Source organism: Curvibacter gracilis ATCC BAA-807 (genome assembly GCF_000518645.1).
In the GTDB taxonomy this organism is placed as follows: Bacteria; Pseudomonadota; Gammaproteobacteria; order Burkholderiales; family Burkholderiaceae_C; genus Curvibacter; species Curvibacter gracilis.
In genome coordinates this window covers 18,445-36,376 of the sequence record NZ_JADZ01000018.1, presented here as the reverse complement: position 1 = coordinate 36,376, position 17,932 = coordinate 18,445, and the positions used below count along the sequence as shown (strand labels likewise).

13 protein-coding genes are annotated in these 17,932 nt (G+C 65.6%); 3 read left to right on the top strand and 10 right to left on the bottom strand.

What is annotated here, in order from left to right; genetic code table 11:
• Positions 1–16: 16 nt before the first annotated feature.
• Together L880_RS0115780 and L880_RS0115775 are read right to left on the bottom strand one after the other, a co-directional pair.
• On the bottom strand, positions 17–1,093 hold the full coding sequence (locus L880_RS0115780; protein WP_019574236.1) for a hydrogenase small subunit: 1,077 nt from the start codon (positions 1,091–1,093) through the stop codon (positions 17–19).
• Between the two features lie 450 nt (positions 1,094–1,543).
• Positions 1,544–1,816, bottom strand: coding sequence for a cupin domain-containing protein (locus L880_RS0115775; protein WP_019574235.1), 273 nt, complete (start codon positions 1,814–1,816; stop codon positions 1,544–1,546).
• A 285-nt stretch (positions 1,817–2,101) separates the two neighbouring features.
• Here L880_RS0115775 and L880_RS0115770 point away from each other — a divergent pair, with 285 nt between their 5' ends.
• Together L880_RS0115770 and L880_RS34435 are read left to right on the top strand one after the other, a co-directional pair.
• A complete protein-coding gene (locus L880_RS0115770; protein WP_027476502.1) occupies positions 2,102–3,541 on the top strand; it encodes an NAD-dependent succinate-semialdehyde dehydrogenase in 1,440 nt (479 codons plus the stop codon).
• 47 nt (positions 3,542–3,588) lie between these two features.
• Entirely contained in the window at positions 3,589–4,470 is an 882-nt protein-coding gene (locus tag L880_RS34435) for a glycosyltransferase family 32 protein (protein WP_051443348.1), read from the top strand.
• Positions 4,471–4,478: 8 nt separating this feature from the next.
• Here L880_RS34435 and L880_RS0115760 read toward each other — a convergent pair whose 3' ends face one another.
• From L880_RS0115760 to L880_RS0115730, 7 genes are all read right to left on the bottom strand, one after another.
• Positions 4,479–5,543 carry a PDDEXK nuclease domain-containing protein gene (locus L880_RS0115760; RefSeq protein WP_027476501.1) on the bottom strand — a complete coding sequence of 355 codons (1,065 nt, stop codon included), beginning with the start codon at positions 5,541–5,543 and terminating at the stop codon, positions 4,479–4,481.
• A gap of 198 nt (positions 5,544–5,741) precedes the next feature.
• Positions 5,742–8,306, bottom strand: a complete 2,565-nt coding sequence (locus L880_RS0115755; protein ID WP_051443362.1) for a chemotaxis protein CheW — start codon at positions 8,304–8,306, stop codon at positions 5,742–5,744.
• A gap of 262 nt (positions 8,307–8,568) precedes the next feature.
• Complete coding sequence (locus L880_RS0115750) at positions 8,569–9,330, bottom strand: ABC transporter ATP-binding protein (protein WP_027476499.1); 762 nt, start codon at positions 9,328–9,330, stop codon at positions 8,569–8,571.
• Between the two features lie 2 nt (positions 9,331–9,332).
• Entirely contained in the window at positions 9,333–10,079 is a 747-nt protein-coding gene (locus L880_RS0115745; protein WP_027476498.1) for an ABC transporter ATP-binding protein, read from the bottom strand.
• A gap of 5 nt (positions 10,080–10,084) precedes the next feature.
• Positions 10,085–11,080: a branched-chain amino acid ABC transporter permease gene (locus tag L880_RS0115740; RefSeq protein ID WP_027476497.1), complete on the bottom strand. Its 996-nt coding sequence runs from the start codon at positions 11,078–11,080 to the stop codon at positions 10,085–10,087.
• Positions 11,077–11,952, bottom strand: coding sequence for a branched-chain amino acid ABC transporter permease (locus tag L880_RS0115735; protein WP_027476496.1), 876 nt, complete (start codon positions 11,950–11,952; stop codon positions 11,077–11,079). The genes L880_RS0115740 and L880_RS0115735 overlap by 4 nt, the downstream gene beginning before the upstream one ends.
• A 59-nt stretch (positions 11,953–12,011) precedes the next feature.
• Entirely contained in the window at positions 12,012–13,163 is a 1,152-nt protein-coding gene (locus L880_RS0115730) for an ABC transporter substrate-binding protein (RefSeq protein WP_084461344.1), read from the bottom strand.
• A gap of 463 nt (positions 13,164–13,626) precedes the next feature.
• Here L880_RS0115730 and L880_RS0115725 point away from each other — a divergent pair, with 463 nt between their 5' ends.
• A complete protein-coding gene (locus L880_RS0115725) occupies positions 13,627–15,864 on the top strand; it encodes an NADP-dependent isocitrate dehydrogenase (RefSeq protein ID WP_027476494.1) in 2,238 nt (745 codons plus the stop codon).
• Positions 15,865–15,989: 125 nt separating this feature from the next.
• Here the strand turns inward: L880_RS0115725 and L880_RS0115720 are convergent, their stop codons facing one another.
• Positions 15,990–17,750, bottom strand: a complete 1,761-nt coding sequence (locus tag L880_RS0115720; RefSeq protein ID WP_027476493.1) for a methyl-accepting chemotaxis protein — start codon at positions 17,748–17,750, stop codon at positions 15,990–15,992.
• Positions 17,751–17,932: the final 182 nt, after the last annotated feature.

Here is a 17,932-nt window from a genome sequence, read left to right as displayed (position 1 = left end):
CTGTTCTGGCCTGGTGTCAGGCGGTTGGGCTGGTGTCTTGCTTCTGGGTGGCGCGCTTGATGGCCGAGACGGCCGCGTGGGCGGCCACGGCGGCCCCCACGGCGCCGGCGGCGGTGGCGCCGATGCGGTCCGCGTTGGCCTCGATGCCGAACTGCGGGATGTTGCTCAGGCGCTCATAGAACGAGCCCTTGTCCCAGAAGCCGTCTTCGCTGCAGCCGATGCAGCCGTGGCCGGCCTTGATCGGGAAGCTGGTGCCCCCGTTCCATTGCACGGTGGAGCAGGCGTTGTAGGTGGTGGGGCCCTTGCAACCCACCTTGTAGAGGCAATACCCCTTGCGGGCGGACTCGTCGTCGAAGTGCTCGACAAACTGGCCGGCATCGAAGTGGGGCCGGCGGTAGCACTTGTCGTGGATGCGCTGGCTGTAGAACATCTTCGGGCGGCCCTGGCGGTCCAGTTCGGGAATGCGGTCGAAGGTCAGCATGTAGGTGATCACCCCCGTCATCACCTCGGCGATCGGCGGGCAGCCCGGCACCTTGATGATGGGCTTGTCGAAGATCACCTTGTGCACCGGGGTGGCCTGGGTCGGGTTGGGCTTGGCCGCCTGCACGCAGCCCCAGGAGGCGCAGGAACCCCAGCTGATCACGGCCTTGGCGTCCTTGGCCACGTGCTTGAGTTGTTCGATGAAGGGCTTGCCGCCGATGATGCAACTCATGCCATCCTGGTTCAGCGGCGGGTTGCCTTCCACGGCCAGGATGTAGTTGCCCTTGTATTTGGTCATGATCTCTTCGAGGATGGCCTCGGCCTGGTGGCCGGCGGCGGCCATCAGGGTGTCGTCGTAGTCCAGCGAGATCATCGACAGCACCACATCCTTGGCCAACGGGTGGGCCGAGCGGATGAAGCTCTCGGAGCAGCAGGTGCATTCCAGGCCGTGCAGCCACAGCACGGGCGTGCGGGGTTTGGTCTCCATGGCATGGGCAATCTGGGGCACGAAGGCCGGGCCCAGGCCGAGCGAGGTGGCGGTGAGGGAGCAGTACTTCAGAAAGCTGCGGCGCGAGATGCCCTGGCGGCGCATGACCTCGTAAAAGGTTTCCATGGGGGAGAGTCTCCTAGGCTGTTTGGGGGGACCCGACCGGTTTTGCCGGTGGTCCTGCAGGCAAGCACCTGTGCAAAGAAGTGGCAGGTGTTGATACAGCGCAAATCACGCGCCAGACCGCTGGGTCTTACGGGATTTCCCTAGGATGCTTCTGCAAGTGTTTGATATTCAAAGAAAAATCAGCGCCTGAATTTTCTCTTTTGAAATCGGCTGGTGGCGAGGTGGATGGTTGTCTTCCGGGGGTGATGGCAAATCGGAAGGTGGTTGATCACTGGCAGTGGTGACTTTTCAGGCGCCATGAGGCACCCCGCCTCACCTTTGCGGGCCTGTGCTGTGCCCTGGAGCCGGGCCTGGCGGCTGGAGTCGGCACCTGGCGCGCAGCCCCCTGGCTGCCAACCCGGGCATGGGGTGCGATGGCGGCCTGCGCGTCGGTGTGGCTGGGCGCGCGATTCAGCGCCGCGCCACCCAGTACACCGCGCCCTGCGCGCCATAGCGCTCGTCGTGCGGCACGTTCGGCGCCAGTTCAAACCGGTCACCCGCCCGCAGATGGCGGGTCTGGCCGTCCACCGTCAACCACATCTCGCCTTCGGTCACCAGTGCCCTGGCTTCAAAGGGGTGGGTGTGCAGGGGCACCACCTGCAGGGGTTCCCAGCGGCGCTCCAGCACCTCGACCGCGCCCTCGGCCAGGGCCTGGTCGCGAAAGTGTTCAAAGGTCTCGGGCATGCGGGCTCCTGGTCGGTGGGGTGGGTGAAATTATCGGGTGCCACAACCGTTCGTCTTATTGAATGACCCTATGTCCGAAATAGGGCGCAAATGCTTGACCTGGCGCAGCCCCACGCCGGGCTGTTGGCCGCGTCCTGCAGAAAAGCCGGCAAGCCGGCATACTCAGCAGCTTGCAAGAAGCGCGCACCCCTTGCCGGGTGGGCGGGCGGCCCTGGTGCCGGCCTTGCTGCTGCCTGGGCGGCCGGCTTCCTGTTTTCTGTGAACCCTCATGACCCCGAGCCGCACATGACCTACCCCAACACCCAACTCTTCATCCGTGGCCAATGGCTGGACGCCGCTGATGGCAAGACCCTGGCCGTCTTCAACCCGGCCACCGGCCAGGAAATCGGCCGCGTGGCGCACGCCAGCCGGGTCGATCTGGACCAGGCCCTGCTGGCCGCCCAGGACGGCTTTGCCCTCTGGCGTGACACCCCCGCCATCGAGCGCAACAAGGTCATGCGCCGCGCCGCCGCCCTGATGCGCGAGCGCGCCGGCGACATCGCCGTGCTGCTGACCCAGGAACAGGGCAAGCCCCTGCCCGAGGCCAAGGTCGAGGCCCTGGCTGCCGCCGACATCATCGAGTGGTTTGCCGATGAAGGCCTGCGCGTGTATGGCCGCATCGTGCCCTCGCGTGGCAACCTGGCCATCCGCCAGATGGTGCTGAAAGACCCGGTGGGCCCGGTGGCGGCCTTCACGCCCTGGAACTTCCCCATCAACCAGGTGGTGCGCAAGCTGGCGGCGGCCCTGGCCACCGGTTGCTCGATGATCGTCAAGGCGCCCGAGGAAACCCCGGCCGCACCAGCCCAGTTGATCCGCGCCTTTGCCGACGCCGGCCTGCCCCCGGGCGTGCTGGGCCTGGTCTATGGCAACCCGGCCGAGATCTCCAGCTACCTGATCGCCCACCCGGTGATCCGCAAGATCACCTTCACCGGCTCCACCCCGGTGGGCAAGCAACTGGCCGCGCTGGCCGGCCAGCACATGAAGCGCGTCACCATGGAGCTGGGCGGGCACGCCCCGGTGATCGTGGCCGAAGACGCCGACATCGCCCTGGCGGTCAAGTCGGCCGGTGCGGCCAAGTTCCGCAACGCGGGCCAGGTCTGCATCTCGCCCACCCGTTTCCTGGTGCATGAAAGCATCACCAAAGATTTTGCCGCCGCCCTGGTGGCGCACGCCCAGTCGCTCAAGGTGGGCAACGGCCGTGACGAAGGCGTGCAGATGGGCCCGCTGGCCAACCCGCGCCGCGTGACCGCCATGGCCGAGTTCACCCAGGACGCCGTGCAGCAAGGCGCCACCGTGGCCTATGGCGGCGCCCGCATCGGCGAGGCTGGCAACTTCTGGCAGCCCACCATCCTGACCGACGTGCCGCTGAACGCCAAGGTGTTCAATGACGAGCCCTTCGGCCCCATGGCCGCCATCCGCAGCTTCAACACCCTGGAAGACGCGATCGCCGAAGCCAACCGCCTGCCTTACGGCCTGGCAGGTTATGCCTTCACGCGCTCGCTCAAGAACGCCGACCTGCTGTCGCGCAAGGTGGAGGTGGGCATGCTGTGGGTCAACATGCCGGCCATGCCCTCGGCCGAAATGCCCTTCGGCGGCATCAAGGACTCGGGCTACGGCTCGGAAGGCGGCCCGGAGGCCATGGAGGCCTACCTCAACACCCGCTCGGTGGCGGTGATGAACGCCTGAGCACACTGGATCGGGGTGGGGCCGAAAGCTGCCAGAATCACGGCGCTATGACCCGCCCCCACCCGGACTCCGACGACCTGACCCACGCCCCCCGGCCCGACACGCCGGGGCGGATCAGCCGCAAGATCTTCCACTGCGTGCCCGACGCCGGGCAGCTGCCGGAGTCGATCCAGCGCAACCTGCAGCAGCTGCAGGCGCAAAACCCGGGCTGGGAGCAGCACATCATGGACGACCGGCGCCAGGCCGAGTTCATCCAGGCCTGGAGTACGCCCCGGCTGCAGGCGGCCTACCAGCGGCTCAACCCGGCCTATGGCCCGGCGCGGGCCGACCTGTTCCGCTACTTCGCGCTGTATGTGATGGGCGGCGTGTATTTCGACCAGAAAAGCGGCCTGCAAGGGTCGCTGGACGCGCTGCTGCGGCCCGATGACGTCTACCTGGTGGGCGATGGGGGCGACACCGTGCACCCTGAGCTGGCCCACACCGTGGGCGGCGAGTACATCCAGTGGTTTCTGGCTGCGGCGCCTCGCCACCCCTTGCTGGCCGCCGTGCTGCACCAGGTGCTGCAGCGCATCGAGCAGTACTCGCCGCTGCGCGAGGGCGTGGGCAAGATGGGCGTGCTGCGTGTGACCGGCCCCATCGCCTACACCCAGGCCCTGGCCCCGGTCTTGGCGCAGCATCCGCACCGCTGCATCGTGGCGCAAGAGGTGGGCCTGCGCTACACCACGCTGGCGCGCGAGACCTCGCACATGCAGCTGTCTGGGCGCCGGCATTACAGCGAACTTACCGCCCCGGTGGTGCTGGCCGACCCGGCCTGGCCCCTGGGCCGTCGCCTGCGCCATGCCGGCGAGGCCCTGCTGGCCGCCGTGCCCGAGCGCCTGCGCATCCTCAACCGGCAGCGGGTGGCGCGGCGGCGGCAGGCCCAGGGCTGATCAAGAAGTCACAAGTTGTCCAGCAGGCGTGCAATGGCTTCGGGCGAGGGCAACTGGCCGCGTAGATTCTTGGGCAAGGTCTTGGTGATCTCGTAGGTGGCCACGCCAATCGGCTTGCGCGCATCGCGCAAGGCGTATTCCACAACCGTGCGCCTTTTTTCCTTGCACAGGATGATGCCGATCGACGGGTTTTCGTCCTGATGCCGTATCTGGGCATCGAGTGCCGCCAGGTAAAACTGCATCTTGCCGACAAACTCTGGCTCAAACTCCCCGATCTTCAGCTCGATGGCGACCAGGGAGCGCAGGTGTCGATGAAAGAGCAGCAGGTCGATGAAGAACTCACGGCCGTCGACCTCCAGCCTGAACTGGCTTCCCATGAAGGCGAACATGCCGCCCATGGCCCGCAGAAAGTCTTCGATGCGGGCCATGAGGGCGCGCTCCAGCGCGCGCTCGTTGTGTTGTTCGCCCAAGTCCAGGAAGTCGAACAGGTATTCATCCTTCATGGCGAGGCTGGCCTGGGCGTGCAATGCCTGGGGCAGTGTCTTTTCAAAATTGGTCTGCCCGAGCAGCGATTTTTCGTAACTCTGGTTGTCGATGTGGTGGGCCAGCACGTTCTTTGACCAGCCCCACTTGCGCGTCATGCGCAGGTAGAACTCGCGTTGTTGAGGATCCTTGCAGCGCTCAACGATGAGTAGGTTCTGGCTCCAGCTGATTTCTCGCACCAGTGGTGCGAGTTTTTCATGGGCGCTGTAGGCCTCAAAGAAACTCTTGATTCGCCACAGGTTGGAGGCCGACAGGCCGTTTGTCCTTGGGAATGCGGTTTGTAAATCGCTCGCCAGTTGCGCCACCACGGCCTTGCCCCACCCTGCAACCTGTTGCCGCGCCACAATCGAACGCCCGATGTCCCAGTACAGGCCGACCAACTCGGTGTTGACTGCGCGCAAGGCCGCGTGTTGTGCCGACTGGATGCGTGTCTTCACCTCGGCCAGCAAGGCCCCGTAGTCGTGCTCGATGTGGCCTGGGGTCCCCGCTGAGAGGGCTGTCTTGCGACGCGTCTTTTGAGTGCTTGCCATCGCCATCCTTCCCATCGGGCCACAGGCCTTCGTTTGAGTTTTGACAAACGAGTGTAGGAGGGCGCTTGTTCAGATGGCGCGCTTTGGGCGGACGCAGGGGCACAGTCATCCGCCCCCGATGCCTGGTGATCATCTGGCCTTCCAAATGGCGTTACCAAAGCTGGCCCAGGCGGTCGGTTCAATGTGGGCCTGCGCCCTTCAGCCGGCCAGTGCCTCCAGGGCATCCTCGGAGAGCTCGGCTTCCTGGGGCGATCGTCCGGCGGCCAGCCCCGGCGGCTCGATCCCGTCGATCAGCCAGTCGAACAGGCGGGGCGCGTTCACGGCCTGGATCAGCAGGCGGCCCTGGTTGGCCTTGATGACCTCGGTGGTCAGCATGGATTGGGACAGCAGTGCCAGGGGGCTGGGTTCGATGTCGGCGGGGTCGAACTGGGTCACGGCGTGCAGGTCGTCCACCAGCAGGCCCAGGGCCTGGTCGCGGTGGCGCAGCACCATCACCTGGCTGGTGGGCGTGGTGCGCGAGCGCCGGCCATGCATCAGCTCGCCCAGGTCGAACACCCAGATGAAGCTGGCCTTGCCCTGCGGTGCCTGGTCGGCGCGCAGGCCCAGGATGCCGATCTGGGCGGTGCGCAAGCCCATCGAGGTGGTGCGCACCTCGGCAAAGGACACGGCCTCCTGCACGCATTCGGCGGGCAGGGCCATCAGGTTGCCATCGCTGAAGAAGGTGGCGAACTCCAGCCCGCCGGTCTGGGCTGGATCGTGCTCGATGAAGTACGTCCGGGTGCTGGCCTGCATCTGTGCCGAGCGCACCTCGCCGAAGTGGCGGTACACCACGGCGATCACGTCTTCGCGGTAGCCGTCGCTGGTCTTGAACTCGCGGTAGCCGCTCGACACCGAGCAGGCCTCGATCGCGTACTGGCCCTGGTGGGTGGTGATGCGTGACTGGTATTGCCCATGGCCCAGTGCCAGGGCGGCGGCCGTCAGGTCGAGCTGCGACCCGATGGGGTGCTCGGTACTGGTGCTGGCCAGCACCCGGCCCTGGCGGTCCACGAACAGGGCTTGCATCTGCTCGCGCCCACCCAGGCCGCTGCGCAGCATGTTCACCAGCTCGGGCCCCGAATCGAACACGATGCCGATGCCGCCCACCACCTGGTCTTCGTGCTCGGGGTGGCGGATCGCCGCGTGGTAGATGTAGGTGGGCGCGCCTTCGTAAAGGGGCGAAGCCTCGAAGGGGCTGACGTGGTAGTGCTGGGGGCTGCCCAGGGTCAGCACCTGGGACAAGGCCTCGGGCGAGATGGATTGCCCCGCCAGTTCGGCGCCGCCTTCACCGGTGGCCGCGATGATGCGCCCCTGGCGGTCGTACACCACCAACCGGGTGTACACGGTGTAGAGCTGGTTGATGTAGCCCAGGATGGCGGCGATGCGCTCGGGGGTGTCGGCCTCAGGCTGGGCCAGCCCCTGGCGCAGTTCGGGCGTCAGGGCCCACCAGCGGCAGTCGTCCGAGCGTTCGTAGAGGTTGCGGTCCAGCAGGTCGACCAGCAGGTGGGCGGTGAACTCGGCGTCCTGCAGCGACGAGGCCAGCACGGTCTGGTACAGGTCGTGGATGGATTGCTCGAACAGCTCATTGCTGCGGTTGCCGGTCTCGCTGATCTGATCGAGCACGGTCTTGAGCTTGAGCAGGTCGCCGGTCTGCCCGGCCGTCATCACCTGACCGTTCCAGACGATGCGCTGGATGTGGCGCGCGGCCATCATGATGTCGTGCAGCGGCGGGCAAAAGGTGTCGGCGTGCGACAGCAGCCCGTTGAGCAGGGTCGGGTCCAGGCTGCTCATGAGATCGCGCTCGCTGTGGCTGAAGGCCACGTCCAGCGGGATCATCACCTGCCCCAGCCAGCCTGCCGGGCCCGGGTAGCCCTGGTAGCCCTCGGCGCTGAAGGTGCGCACCAGGTACTCGCGCCCACCGAACAGGCGCAACTGGGGCGCGTGCTCCAGGTTCACCGGCACCTGGGCGCCCACCGGCATCCACAGCGGGTCGGCACTGGCAATCACTTCGTGCGAAGCGTCGAGCAGCAGCAGGTTGCTGCGCCGCGCCGGGTCGCCATGCGAGGCGAAGATGCCCTGCATCTCGTGCTCGAAATGAAAGCAAAGACACAGCACGCCCACCACCGCACCGGTGTCGGGGTGGTGCATGCGGCGCGAGTAGATCAGGGCCTTGCGTTTGCCCGGGCGCAGGTCGCTGGCGCGGAAGGTCTCGATGAAGCCGTCGCTGTCCAGGGTCTGCTGGATCAGGGGGTCGCTGCTGTGCTCCAGGGGCGTGGCCGGGTCGATCTGCACCAGCACATTGCCGGCCGTGTCCAACAGGATGATCTCGTCGTACACCGTGTACTTGCTGCGGTATTCGCACAGCCGGTGGTAGATGCGACCACGTTCGTCATGCTGGCCGGCCACGAAACTGCACAGCTCCCGGTCGGTGGCCAGAAAGCCCACATCGGCCGTGCGTTCGTACAGGTTGCGCACCACGATGTCGATCACGTACTGGGCCTTGGTGCCGATCTCGGTCAGCACGTTGCTCACCTTCTCCTGCACCAGGCTGCGCACCAGTTCCTTCTCGAGCTTGGCAAAACTGCTGCGCGTGGCCGCCATGGTGGGCAGGATGGCGCGGGCCTCTTGCGGGCAGTTCATCTTGGCCGAGGCTTCGATGATGCGCCACATCAGGTTCAGCTCCTGCAAGGAGCGCTCGCAGCGCCCCACGTCGCGCATGTGGGGCATGAAGACTTCGGTCTGGGCGGGTGTCAGTGGGCTGGCTGGCAAGATGATCCTTCTCGAGCATCAGTTGCTCTTCTGAAGGTGATGCAAAACTTATGCCTATCGCGCCCGGTTGCGTGGCGAATTTCGTGATGAAAGTCAATCCGTAATTGTCATATTTGGGTGGGTTTTGACGGCAACGGGTGGGGTTGTGCCGTTGTGGTGCTTCTTTGTCTTTTTTGGTGCGAAAAGCCCTTGTTTGGTGCGTTGCGCGAGGCGGCCCATCTCAGGTCGCCGTGGCAGCCTGCGTCGTGGTGTGCGCCCCGCCCAGGAACAGCCGCTCCATGTGCGGGTCGCTCAAGATCTCGGCGGCCGGCCGGTGCAGCACCAGGCGGCCCGACTCCAGCGCGATCGCATCGTCCGAGTAGGCCAGGGCGCTTTTCACGTTCTGCTCCACCATCAGCACCGTGGTGCCCTGGTCGGCCAGGCGGCGCAGCAGCTTGAACACGTCCAGCACCACCATGGGCGACAGGCCGATCGAGGGCTCGTCGATCAGGATCACCTTGGGGCGCAGCAGCAGGGCGCGGCCGATCTCCAATTGCTTTTGCTCCCCGCCCGACAGCGAGGCCGCCCGCGAGTGCAGGCGCTCCTTCACGCGGGGGAAGAACTCCAGCACCTCGGGGATGCGCTCGTGGGTGGTCTTCATGCCCAGGGTGATGCCCCCCAGCTCCAGGTTCTCGTACACGCTGAGCTGGCCGAACAGGTTGCGCCCCTGCGGCACAAAGGCGATGCCACGCGCCAGCAGATCCTTCTGACTGGCGCCGCCGATGCTGTCGCCGTTCAGCAGGATCTGGCCCTGGCGGGGCTTGAGCAGGCCGAACAGGGTTTTCAGCACGGTGGATTTGCCGGCCCCATTGGGCCCGATCAACAGCGTGATGGCGCCGCGCCGGGCCTGGAAGGACAGCTGGTTGAGGATCATGAAATCCTTGTAGCCGGCGGTCACGTTGTCAAAGGTGATGCAGGCCTCTGCATTGGGCATGGTGGCCATGTTCAGCTCCCCAGGTAGGCGTCAAGCACCTGTTTGTTGGCGCGGATCTCGGCTGGCGTGCCAATGGCCATCACCTGGCCTTCCACCATCACCATGATGCGGTGGCACAGGTCCATCACGAAATCCATGTTGTGTTCGATCACCACGAAGCTGCCGCGGCGGCTCTGGTTGAGTTGCTTGAGCAGGGTGCTGATGCCGCCCACCAGCGAGGGGTTGACCCCGGCACAGGGCTCGTCCAGCAGCACCAGATCGGGCTCGCTCATGAAGGCCATGGCGATGTCGACCAGCTTCTGCTGACCGTAGCTCAGCTCGCCGGCTTTCTTGTGCGCCACATGGCGGATGTGGAACTGGTCGATCAGCGCGTCCGCGCGGGCCCCCAGGCCCGAGTCGCCGGGCGCGAACATGCGGCCGAGCAGGCTGCCCCGGTGCTCCTGGGCGGCCACGATGAGGTTGTCGCGCACGCTCATCTTGCCGAACACCTGCAGGGTCTGGAAGGTGCGGCCCACGCCGCGCCGGCTCAGTTCCAGCGGGCCCAGGCGCGACACGTCCTGGCCGTGCAGCAGGATCTGCCCCTCATCGGGCGTGATCTGGCCCAGCATGCTGTTGAACAGGGTGGTCTTGCCCGAGCCATTGGGCCCGATGACGCCGAAGATCTCGCCGGGGCGCACGTCGAACGACACCCCGCCCACGGCCTGGATCGCGCCATAGGCCTTCTTCAGGCCTCTCACTTGCAGCAAGGGCTGGTTCATGGGGTTCATGCCTGGCCTCCGTTGGGGGTTGTGGGGGCCGCGCGTGCCGAACGGGCGGCCGATTCTTCACGCGACTGGCGCCGTGCGCGCAGGCGCTCGGGCACGCTCAGCAGCCCATCGGGCAGCCAGATCATCAGCAGCACCACGGCGGCGCCGAACACGAACAGGTACCAGGCCTGGGCAAAGCGCAGCCACTCGGGCAGGATCACGCCCACCGCCGAGCCCAGCAGGGGGCCGAAGAAGTAGCCCGGGCCGCCCACCACCACCATCAGGTACATCATGATGGACGAGCCCACGGTGAAGGTGGCCGGGTCAATGAACTGCACCTGCGAGGCATACAGCCCCCCGGCGATGCCGGCGTACACCGCACCGATGGCAAAGCTCATCAGCGTGTAGCTGCGGATGTCCACCCCCAGGCTCTCGGCCCGGATCGGGTTGTCGCGCAGGGCGGTGAAGGCCTTGCCCCACGGCGAGCGCAGCAGGCCCCACAACAAGGCCCCCAGCACCACGGCAAAGGCCAATACCAGGTAGTAGTAGGCCAGGTTGCCGTCCAGGCTGAAGCCGAACAGGCCGGGGCGGGCGATGTTGTTGATGCCGAAGGTGCCCCCGGTCAGCCACTCTTCGTTGCGCATCACCAGCCACAGGGCGGTGTTGAAGCCCAGCGTGGCAAAGGCCAGGTAGATGGTCTGCACGCGCAGGGCCGGAAAGCCCAGCAGCAGGCCCACCCCAAAGCACAGCAGGGCGGCCGCAGGCAGGCCGATCCAGAAGCTGATGCCGGCCTTGAGCAGGATGGCCACCGTGTAGGCCCCGATGCCGAAGAAGGCCGCGTGGCCCAGCGATTTCTGTCCCGCGTACCCCACCGTGAGGTTCAGCCCCATGGTGGCAATGATGAACACCAGCCAGGTGGTGAACAGGTGGATGCCGTAGTTCTTCAGAAACCCGGGCACCACCAGCATGGCGGCCAGGGCCGCGATGCCGAAGATCACATGCGCCTTCTTCATACCTTGCGCTCCTCTTTGCGGCCCAGCAGGCCCTGGGGCTTGAACAGGATCACCACCATGAAGATCACCAGGGCCACCGCATCCTTGTAGGCCGGCGAGATGTAGGCCGCGGCCAGGTTCTCGCACACGCCCACGATCAGCCCGCCCAGCAGGGCGCCGCGGCTGTTGTTGAAGCCGCCGATGATGGCGGCGAAGAAGGCCTTGTTGCCCAGGCCCTCACCCATGTCGAACTTGGCCAGGTAGGTGGGCGTGACCAGCAGCGCGGCCGCGGCGGCCAGCACGGCGTTGATGGCAAAGGTGTAGAAGATCATGCGCGGCACGTTGATGCCCAGCACGGCCGCGCTTTCGGTGTTCTGGGCCACGGCCTGCATGGCGCGCCCGGTCACGGTCTTGGCCAGAAAGGCCTGCGTCACCAGCACCAGGGCGATGGCGAACACAAAGGTGCCGATGTCGCTGCCCGACAGCGTCACACCCAGCACGTCGAACACCACGTCGGGGAACACCTGCGGGAAGGGTTGCGGCTCGGCCGAGTAGCCGGCCCGCACACCGTTGCGCATCGCGATCGACAGCCCGATCGTGGCCACCACGATGGGCATCATCCCGTACTTGAACAGGGGGTCGACCAGGCCGCGCTTGAACAGCCAGCCCAGCACCAGGCACGACAGCACGATGGCGATCGCAAAGGCCAAGTACAGCGACAGGCCCGCGTGCAGCATGGCCACCATCATGAAGGCGGGCAGCATCACGAACTCGCCCTGGGCGAAGTTGATGGTGCCCGAGGCCTGCCACAGCAGCGTGAAGCCCAGGGCCACCAGCGCATAGATGCTGCCGGTGGACAGGCCACTCAAAAAGAGTTGGAGAAAGTCGGTCATCGGGGATCCAGACAAGGGGAGAGCACCGGCCAGGGCGCAGGGCCCGGCCGGTCCGGCAATCACTTCTGGCGCAGCGGCGGCAGGGTTTGAACCACTTCGGCCTTGCCGTTCTTCACCTCGACCAGGAAGCTCTCGCGGTCCAGCTCGCCCTTGTCGTCAAAGCACACGTCCATCAGGATGTTGGGCTGCTGTTTGGTGCTGAAGCAGCCGCCGCGCAGGGCGGCCGCCACGGCCTTGCGGTCGAGCTTGCCCACCTTTTCGATGGCGGCCTTCAGGATGTAGACCCCGGTGTAGCCCTTGATGCCGTTGTGGTCGGATTCCGACTTGTACTCGGCCTTGTACTTGGCGCCGAAGGCCTTCAGTTGCGGCGCATCGATGGTCAGGCCCACGTGGGCCACTGCGCCGTTGGCCGCGTCGCCAGCCAGCTCGATCACCTTCTGGCCGGTGAGCGTGGTCTCGCCGATCATGGGCTTCTTCCAGCCCTGTTTGCGCAGCTCGCGCAAGGCGCGGGCCGACTCCTCTTCGTTGGTGTAGATCAACACGGCATCGGCATCGCTTTGCTTGGCCTTGAGCACCGCGGCCGAGAAGTCGACCTGGCCGGCGTCGGTGGAGATGTCGGCCACCAGCTTGGTGGGCGTGCCCTCCAGCAGCTTGATCAGGCTGTCACGCCCGCCCTTGCCGAAGTCGTTGTTCACATAGATCAGGGCCAGCTTCTGCGACTTGCTGTTGACATAGCGCACCAGCTTCGGAAACGACACGGCCTGACCGAACGAGGTGCGGAACACATAGGGGTTGCCCTGGGCCGTGATGGCGGCGGCCTCGCCACCGGTGAAGTTGGGCACCTCGCCGCGCTTGCTCTCGGCCATCGACACCATGATCGAGCCCGAGTACACCGGGCCGAAGATGGCGAACACCTCGTTGTCCACGGCCTTCTGGGTCAGGCCCTTGGCCACGCCGGGGTTGCTCTGGGTGTCTTCGGTGGTGTAGCTGATCTTCTTGCCCAGGATGCCGCCACCCGCATTGATTTCCTTGATGGCCAGCTCCACGCCGTTCTTGAACAGCGTGCCTGCCGTGGTGCCGGGGCCCGACAGCTCGACCAGGTTGGCGATCTTGATGCTGTCCTGGGCCTGGGCCAGGGCGGCGGTGCTCAGCAGCGCACCGAGCAGGGTGGCTTTCTGGACGATGCGGTATGCGGTCATGTTGGCGCTCATGTCTGTCTCCGATGGTGTGGTTCTGAAGGCGTGTCGATGGCCGGCGGGTGCCTGCAGGCCAAGGACGTGGGCGCAAGCCTAGAAGGCCTCGCCGGACGGTGGAAGCAGGGGATTCCTTGAGTTGCGCGATAAACGCGCGGTTTGGGCGCAACAGGGCCGTTTCACGGGTATCTACCGGCCATGCCGGCTGGGCGTATCGGGCGCGTGGGGCCGCTTCGGCTCGGTGGGCCAGCCCTTCAGTTGGGGCATGGATCAGGGTCTTGGGGGGCAGGTTTGTTGCACTGCACAAGCAAAAAATCGCTTGTTTTGGGTATGAAATTTTGCATCGTGAGATGTCGTTGCAAAAAATTGCCCAGAGGTCAGACCCTAGCAAGCAAAATCGGGGAGCATTCTTCAGTGACCACTGGCCAAGTCTTTGACGGGGCCGGTGGCGTTTGTCCAGCACCACTTCTTGAGATCTGCAATGAGTACCCAGCAACCCACCATCATCTACACCCTGACCGACGAAGCTCCGCTGCTGGCGACCAGTGCCTTCCTGCCGATCATCCGCACCTTCACGGCCCCGGCGGGCGTGGACGTCGTCACCAGTGACATCTCGGTGGCCAACCGCATCCTTGGTGAGTTCCCTGAGTTCCTGTCGGAAGAGCAGCGCGTTCCCAACACGCTCGCCGAGCTGGGCAAGAAGACCCTGCAGGCCGACGCCAACATCATCAAGCTGCCCAACATCAGCGCCTCGCAGAACCAGCTGGTGACCGCCATCCGCGAACTGCAGTCCAAGGGCTACAAGCTGCCCGACTTCCCGGAAAACCCGCAGACTGAAGAAGAAAAGGCCATCCGCCTGCGCTACAACAAGTGCCTGGGCTCGGCCGTGAACCCGGTGCTGCGTGAAGGCAACTCGGACCGCCGCGCCCCCAAGGCCGTCAAGGAATACGCCCGCAAGAACCCGCACAGCATGGCCGAATGGAGCCAGGCCTCGCGCAGCCACGTGTCGCACATGCACCATGGCGACTTCTACCATGGCGAAAAGTCCATCACCCTGGACCGCGCCCGTGACGTCAAGATGGAACTGCTGACCAAGAGCGGCAAGACCATCATCCTCAAGCCCAAGGTCTCGCTGCTCGATCGCGAAGTGATCGACAGCATGTTCATGAGCAAGAAGGCCTTGCTGGAGTTCTACGAGAAAGAAATCGAAGACGCCCACAAGACCGGCGTGATGTTCTCGCTGCACGTGAAGGCCACCATGATGAAGGTCTCGCACCCCATCGTGTTCGGCCACTGCGTGAAGATCTTCTACAAGGACGCGTTCGAGAAGCACGCCAAGCTGTTCGAAGAGCTGGGCGTGAACGTGAACAACGGCATGGCCAACCTGTACGACAAGATTGCCACCCTGCCGCAATCCAAGCAAGACGAGATCAAGCGCGACCTGCACGCCTGCCACGAGCACCGCCCCGAGCTGGCCATGGTCGACTCGGCCAAGGGCATCACCAACTTCCACTCGCCCAACGACGTGATCGTGGACGCCTCCATGCCCGCCATGATCCGCAACGGCGGCAAGATGTGGGGCGCCGATGGCCGCCTGAAGGACGTCAAGGCCGTGATGCCTGAGTCGACCTTTGCCCGCATCTACCAGGAGATCATCAACTTCTGCAAATGGCACGGCGCCTTCGACCCCAAGACCATGGGCACGGTGCCCAACGTCGGCCTGATGGCCCAGCAGGCCGAAGAATACGGCTCGCACGACAAGACCTTCGAGATCCCCGAAGACGGCGTGGCCAACATCACCGACCTGGCCACCGGCGAAGTGCTGCTGAGCCAGAACGTGGAAGCCGGCGACATCTGGCGCATGTGCCAGGTCAAGGATGCCGCCATCCGCGACTGGGTCAAGCTGGCCGTCACCCGTGCCCGCAACTCGGGCATGCCCGTGGTGTTCTGGCTGGACTCGTACCGTCCGCACGAGGCGCAACTGATCACCAAGGTCAAGATGTACCTGCATGAGCACGACACCACCGGCCTGGACATCCAGATCATGAGCCAGGTGCGCGCCATGCGTTACACCCTGGAGCGCGTGATCCGCGGCCTGGACACCATCAGCGCCACCGGCAACATCCTGCGCGACTACCTGACCGACCTGTTCCCCATCATGGAACTGGGCACCTCGGCCAAGATGCTGTCGGTCGTGCCCTTGATGGCCGGCGGCGGCATGTACGAAACCGGTGCCGGCGGTTCGGCCCCGAAGCACGTGCAGCAACTGGTGGAAGAAAACCACCTGCGCTGGGATTCGCTGGGCGAGTTCCTGGCCCTGGCCGTGAGCCTGGAAGACCTGGGCATCAAGACCGGCAACAACCAGGCCAAGATCCTGGCCAAGACCCTGGACGCTGCCACCGGCAAGCTGCTGGACAACAACAAGAACCCGTCGCCCAAGACCGGCCAGCTGGACAACCGTGGCAGCCAGTTCTACCTGGCCCTGTACTGGGCCCAGGAACTGGCCGCGCAGACCGAAGACACCGCCCTGGCGGCCAAGTTCGTGCCCCTGGCCAAGGCCCTGGCCGACAACGAGCAGACCATCGTGGCCGAACTGGCTGCGGTGCAAGGCAAGCCGGTCGACATCGGCGGCTACTACAAGCCTGACTTCGCCAAGCTCGACGCCGTGATGCGCCCCAGCGCCACGCTGAACGCCGCACTGGGCACCGTCAAGGCCTGACGCGCACCCCCCAAGTCAAAACCCACCGGATGCGGCCTTGGTCGCGCCCGGTGGGTTTTTTCATGTGACCTTCAAAGCCTGGCTCTCACGGCCCCCCGTGCGGGGGGCGGCAGGCTGGCAGCGCTTCAGAAGCTTTCCCAGTCATCCTGGCTCCGGTTGGCGCCGGCCGATGCCTGCGAGGCGGCCTTTGGCGCTGCGCTCAGGGCGGGGCGGGCCGGGGCCGCAGGCCTGCTGGCGGCCAGGCGGGCGGGCTGGGCTCGTTGGGGCTGGCTGCTGCGCTGTGGCCCGGCCGTCTGGCGGGTCAACGCGGCGTGGGCCGTGCCCAGCTTGAAGACAGCCACGGTCTGGACCAGTTGGGCGGCCTGGTTCTCCAGGCTTTGGGCTGCGGCAGCGCTTTCTTCCACCAGGGCCGCGTTTTGCTGGGTGGTCTGGTCGAGCTGGTTCACGGCCTGGCTGATCTGGCCCATGCCCGAGCTTTGCTCGGCACTGGCCGAGCTGATCTCGCCCACGATGTCGCTCACGCGCTGGATCGCCTGCACCACCTCGGTCATGGTGCTGCCGGCCTGCTCCACCAACTGGGCGCCCTGGGCCACCTGATCGGCGCTGTTGCCGATCAGGGTCTTGATCTCCTTGGCGGCGCTGGCGCTGCGTTGGGCCAGGGTGCGCACCTCACCTGCCACCACGGCAAAGCCCCGGCCCTGCTCGCCGGCCCGGGCGGCTTCCACGGCCGCGTTCAGCGCCAGGATGTTGGTCTGGAAGGCGATGCCATCGATCACACCGATGATGTCGGAGATCTTGCGCGAGCTGTCGTGGATGCCCTTCATGGTGTCCACCACCTGCGACACCACCTGGCCGCCGCGGCTGGCCACGCTGGAGGCGCTGGCCGCCAACTGGTTGGCCAATTGGGCGTTGTCGGCGTTGTTGCGAACGGTGGCCCCGAACTGGTCCATGGTGGCGGCCGTCTGCTGCAGTGCGCTGGCCTGTTCTTCGGTGCGCTGGCTCAGGTCGGTGTTGCCGGTGGCGATCTCGGTCACGCCGCCTGCGATCGACTCGGAGGCGGAGCGCACCTGCTGCACGATGTTCACCAGGCTGGCCTGCATGGCGCCCAGCGAGGCCAGCACGCTGCCCGCCGGGGCCTGGCTCAGCTTGGCCAGCGGGGTGGCCAGATCGCCGTCGGCCACGCGCTGGGCCGCTTCGCCCAGTTCTGCCGGCTCGGCCCCCAGGGCCTGGGTCAGCCGGCGGGTGATCAGCCAGCCCGCGAGTGCGGCCCCGAGCAGGGCGGCCAGACTGGCTGTGATCATCAAGGTGCGTTGCTGTGCGTAATGGGCCTCAGATTCAGCCACCATGGCCTGGGCTCGCTTCTCGGTGATCTGGGCGTACTCCTCGGTCTTGGCCAGCAGGCGGGCCAGCAGGGGGCGGCACTCGGTGTTCATCTTGGCCACCGCCGCGTCATGTTGCCCCTTCAGGGCCAGATCGATGATGCCGAGTGCCACCGGGCCATAGGCCTGCTCGATCTGTTCGATGTCGGCCACCAGTTGGCGCGCCTGGGCCGGCACATCGGCGGCCTTGACCCGTTCTTTCAGACGCGCCAGGTGTTCACCCACGGCCTTGTGGGCTGAAAGGGCCAGGGCCTTTTCAGCCTCCAGATCGGCACTCTGGGTCACCAGCACCAGGTTGCGTGCCGCGATGGCGCGCCCGGCCACGGCCTTGTGAACCTCTTCGGCCAGCTTGGCCCGCCGGTTGACGCCGTTCACATAGGTCTCGAACTCGGCGTTGGACGCCCCCAGGGCCTGGATGGCCAGCCCTGCGATCAGCAGCACCAGGGCGATCAAGCCCCCGAAGGCCAGAGTCAGCTGGCCACGAACCGACAAATGTGAAAGATTCATCAACACCTCTGGAATGGGTTCTCAAATCGCTCTTCATGGTGCCGTTCGCGAATGGAGCGCTCCGGCGATGATGCCCTTGAGGTGTGACAGCAATCAGAAACTGAAAGCCTCTGTCGTTGAGTCGGTCATGGTGATCTTCGCCGCTGACCCTCAATGGGCTTTTCAACACCCATGATAGACGG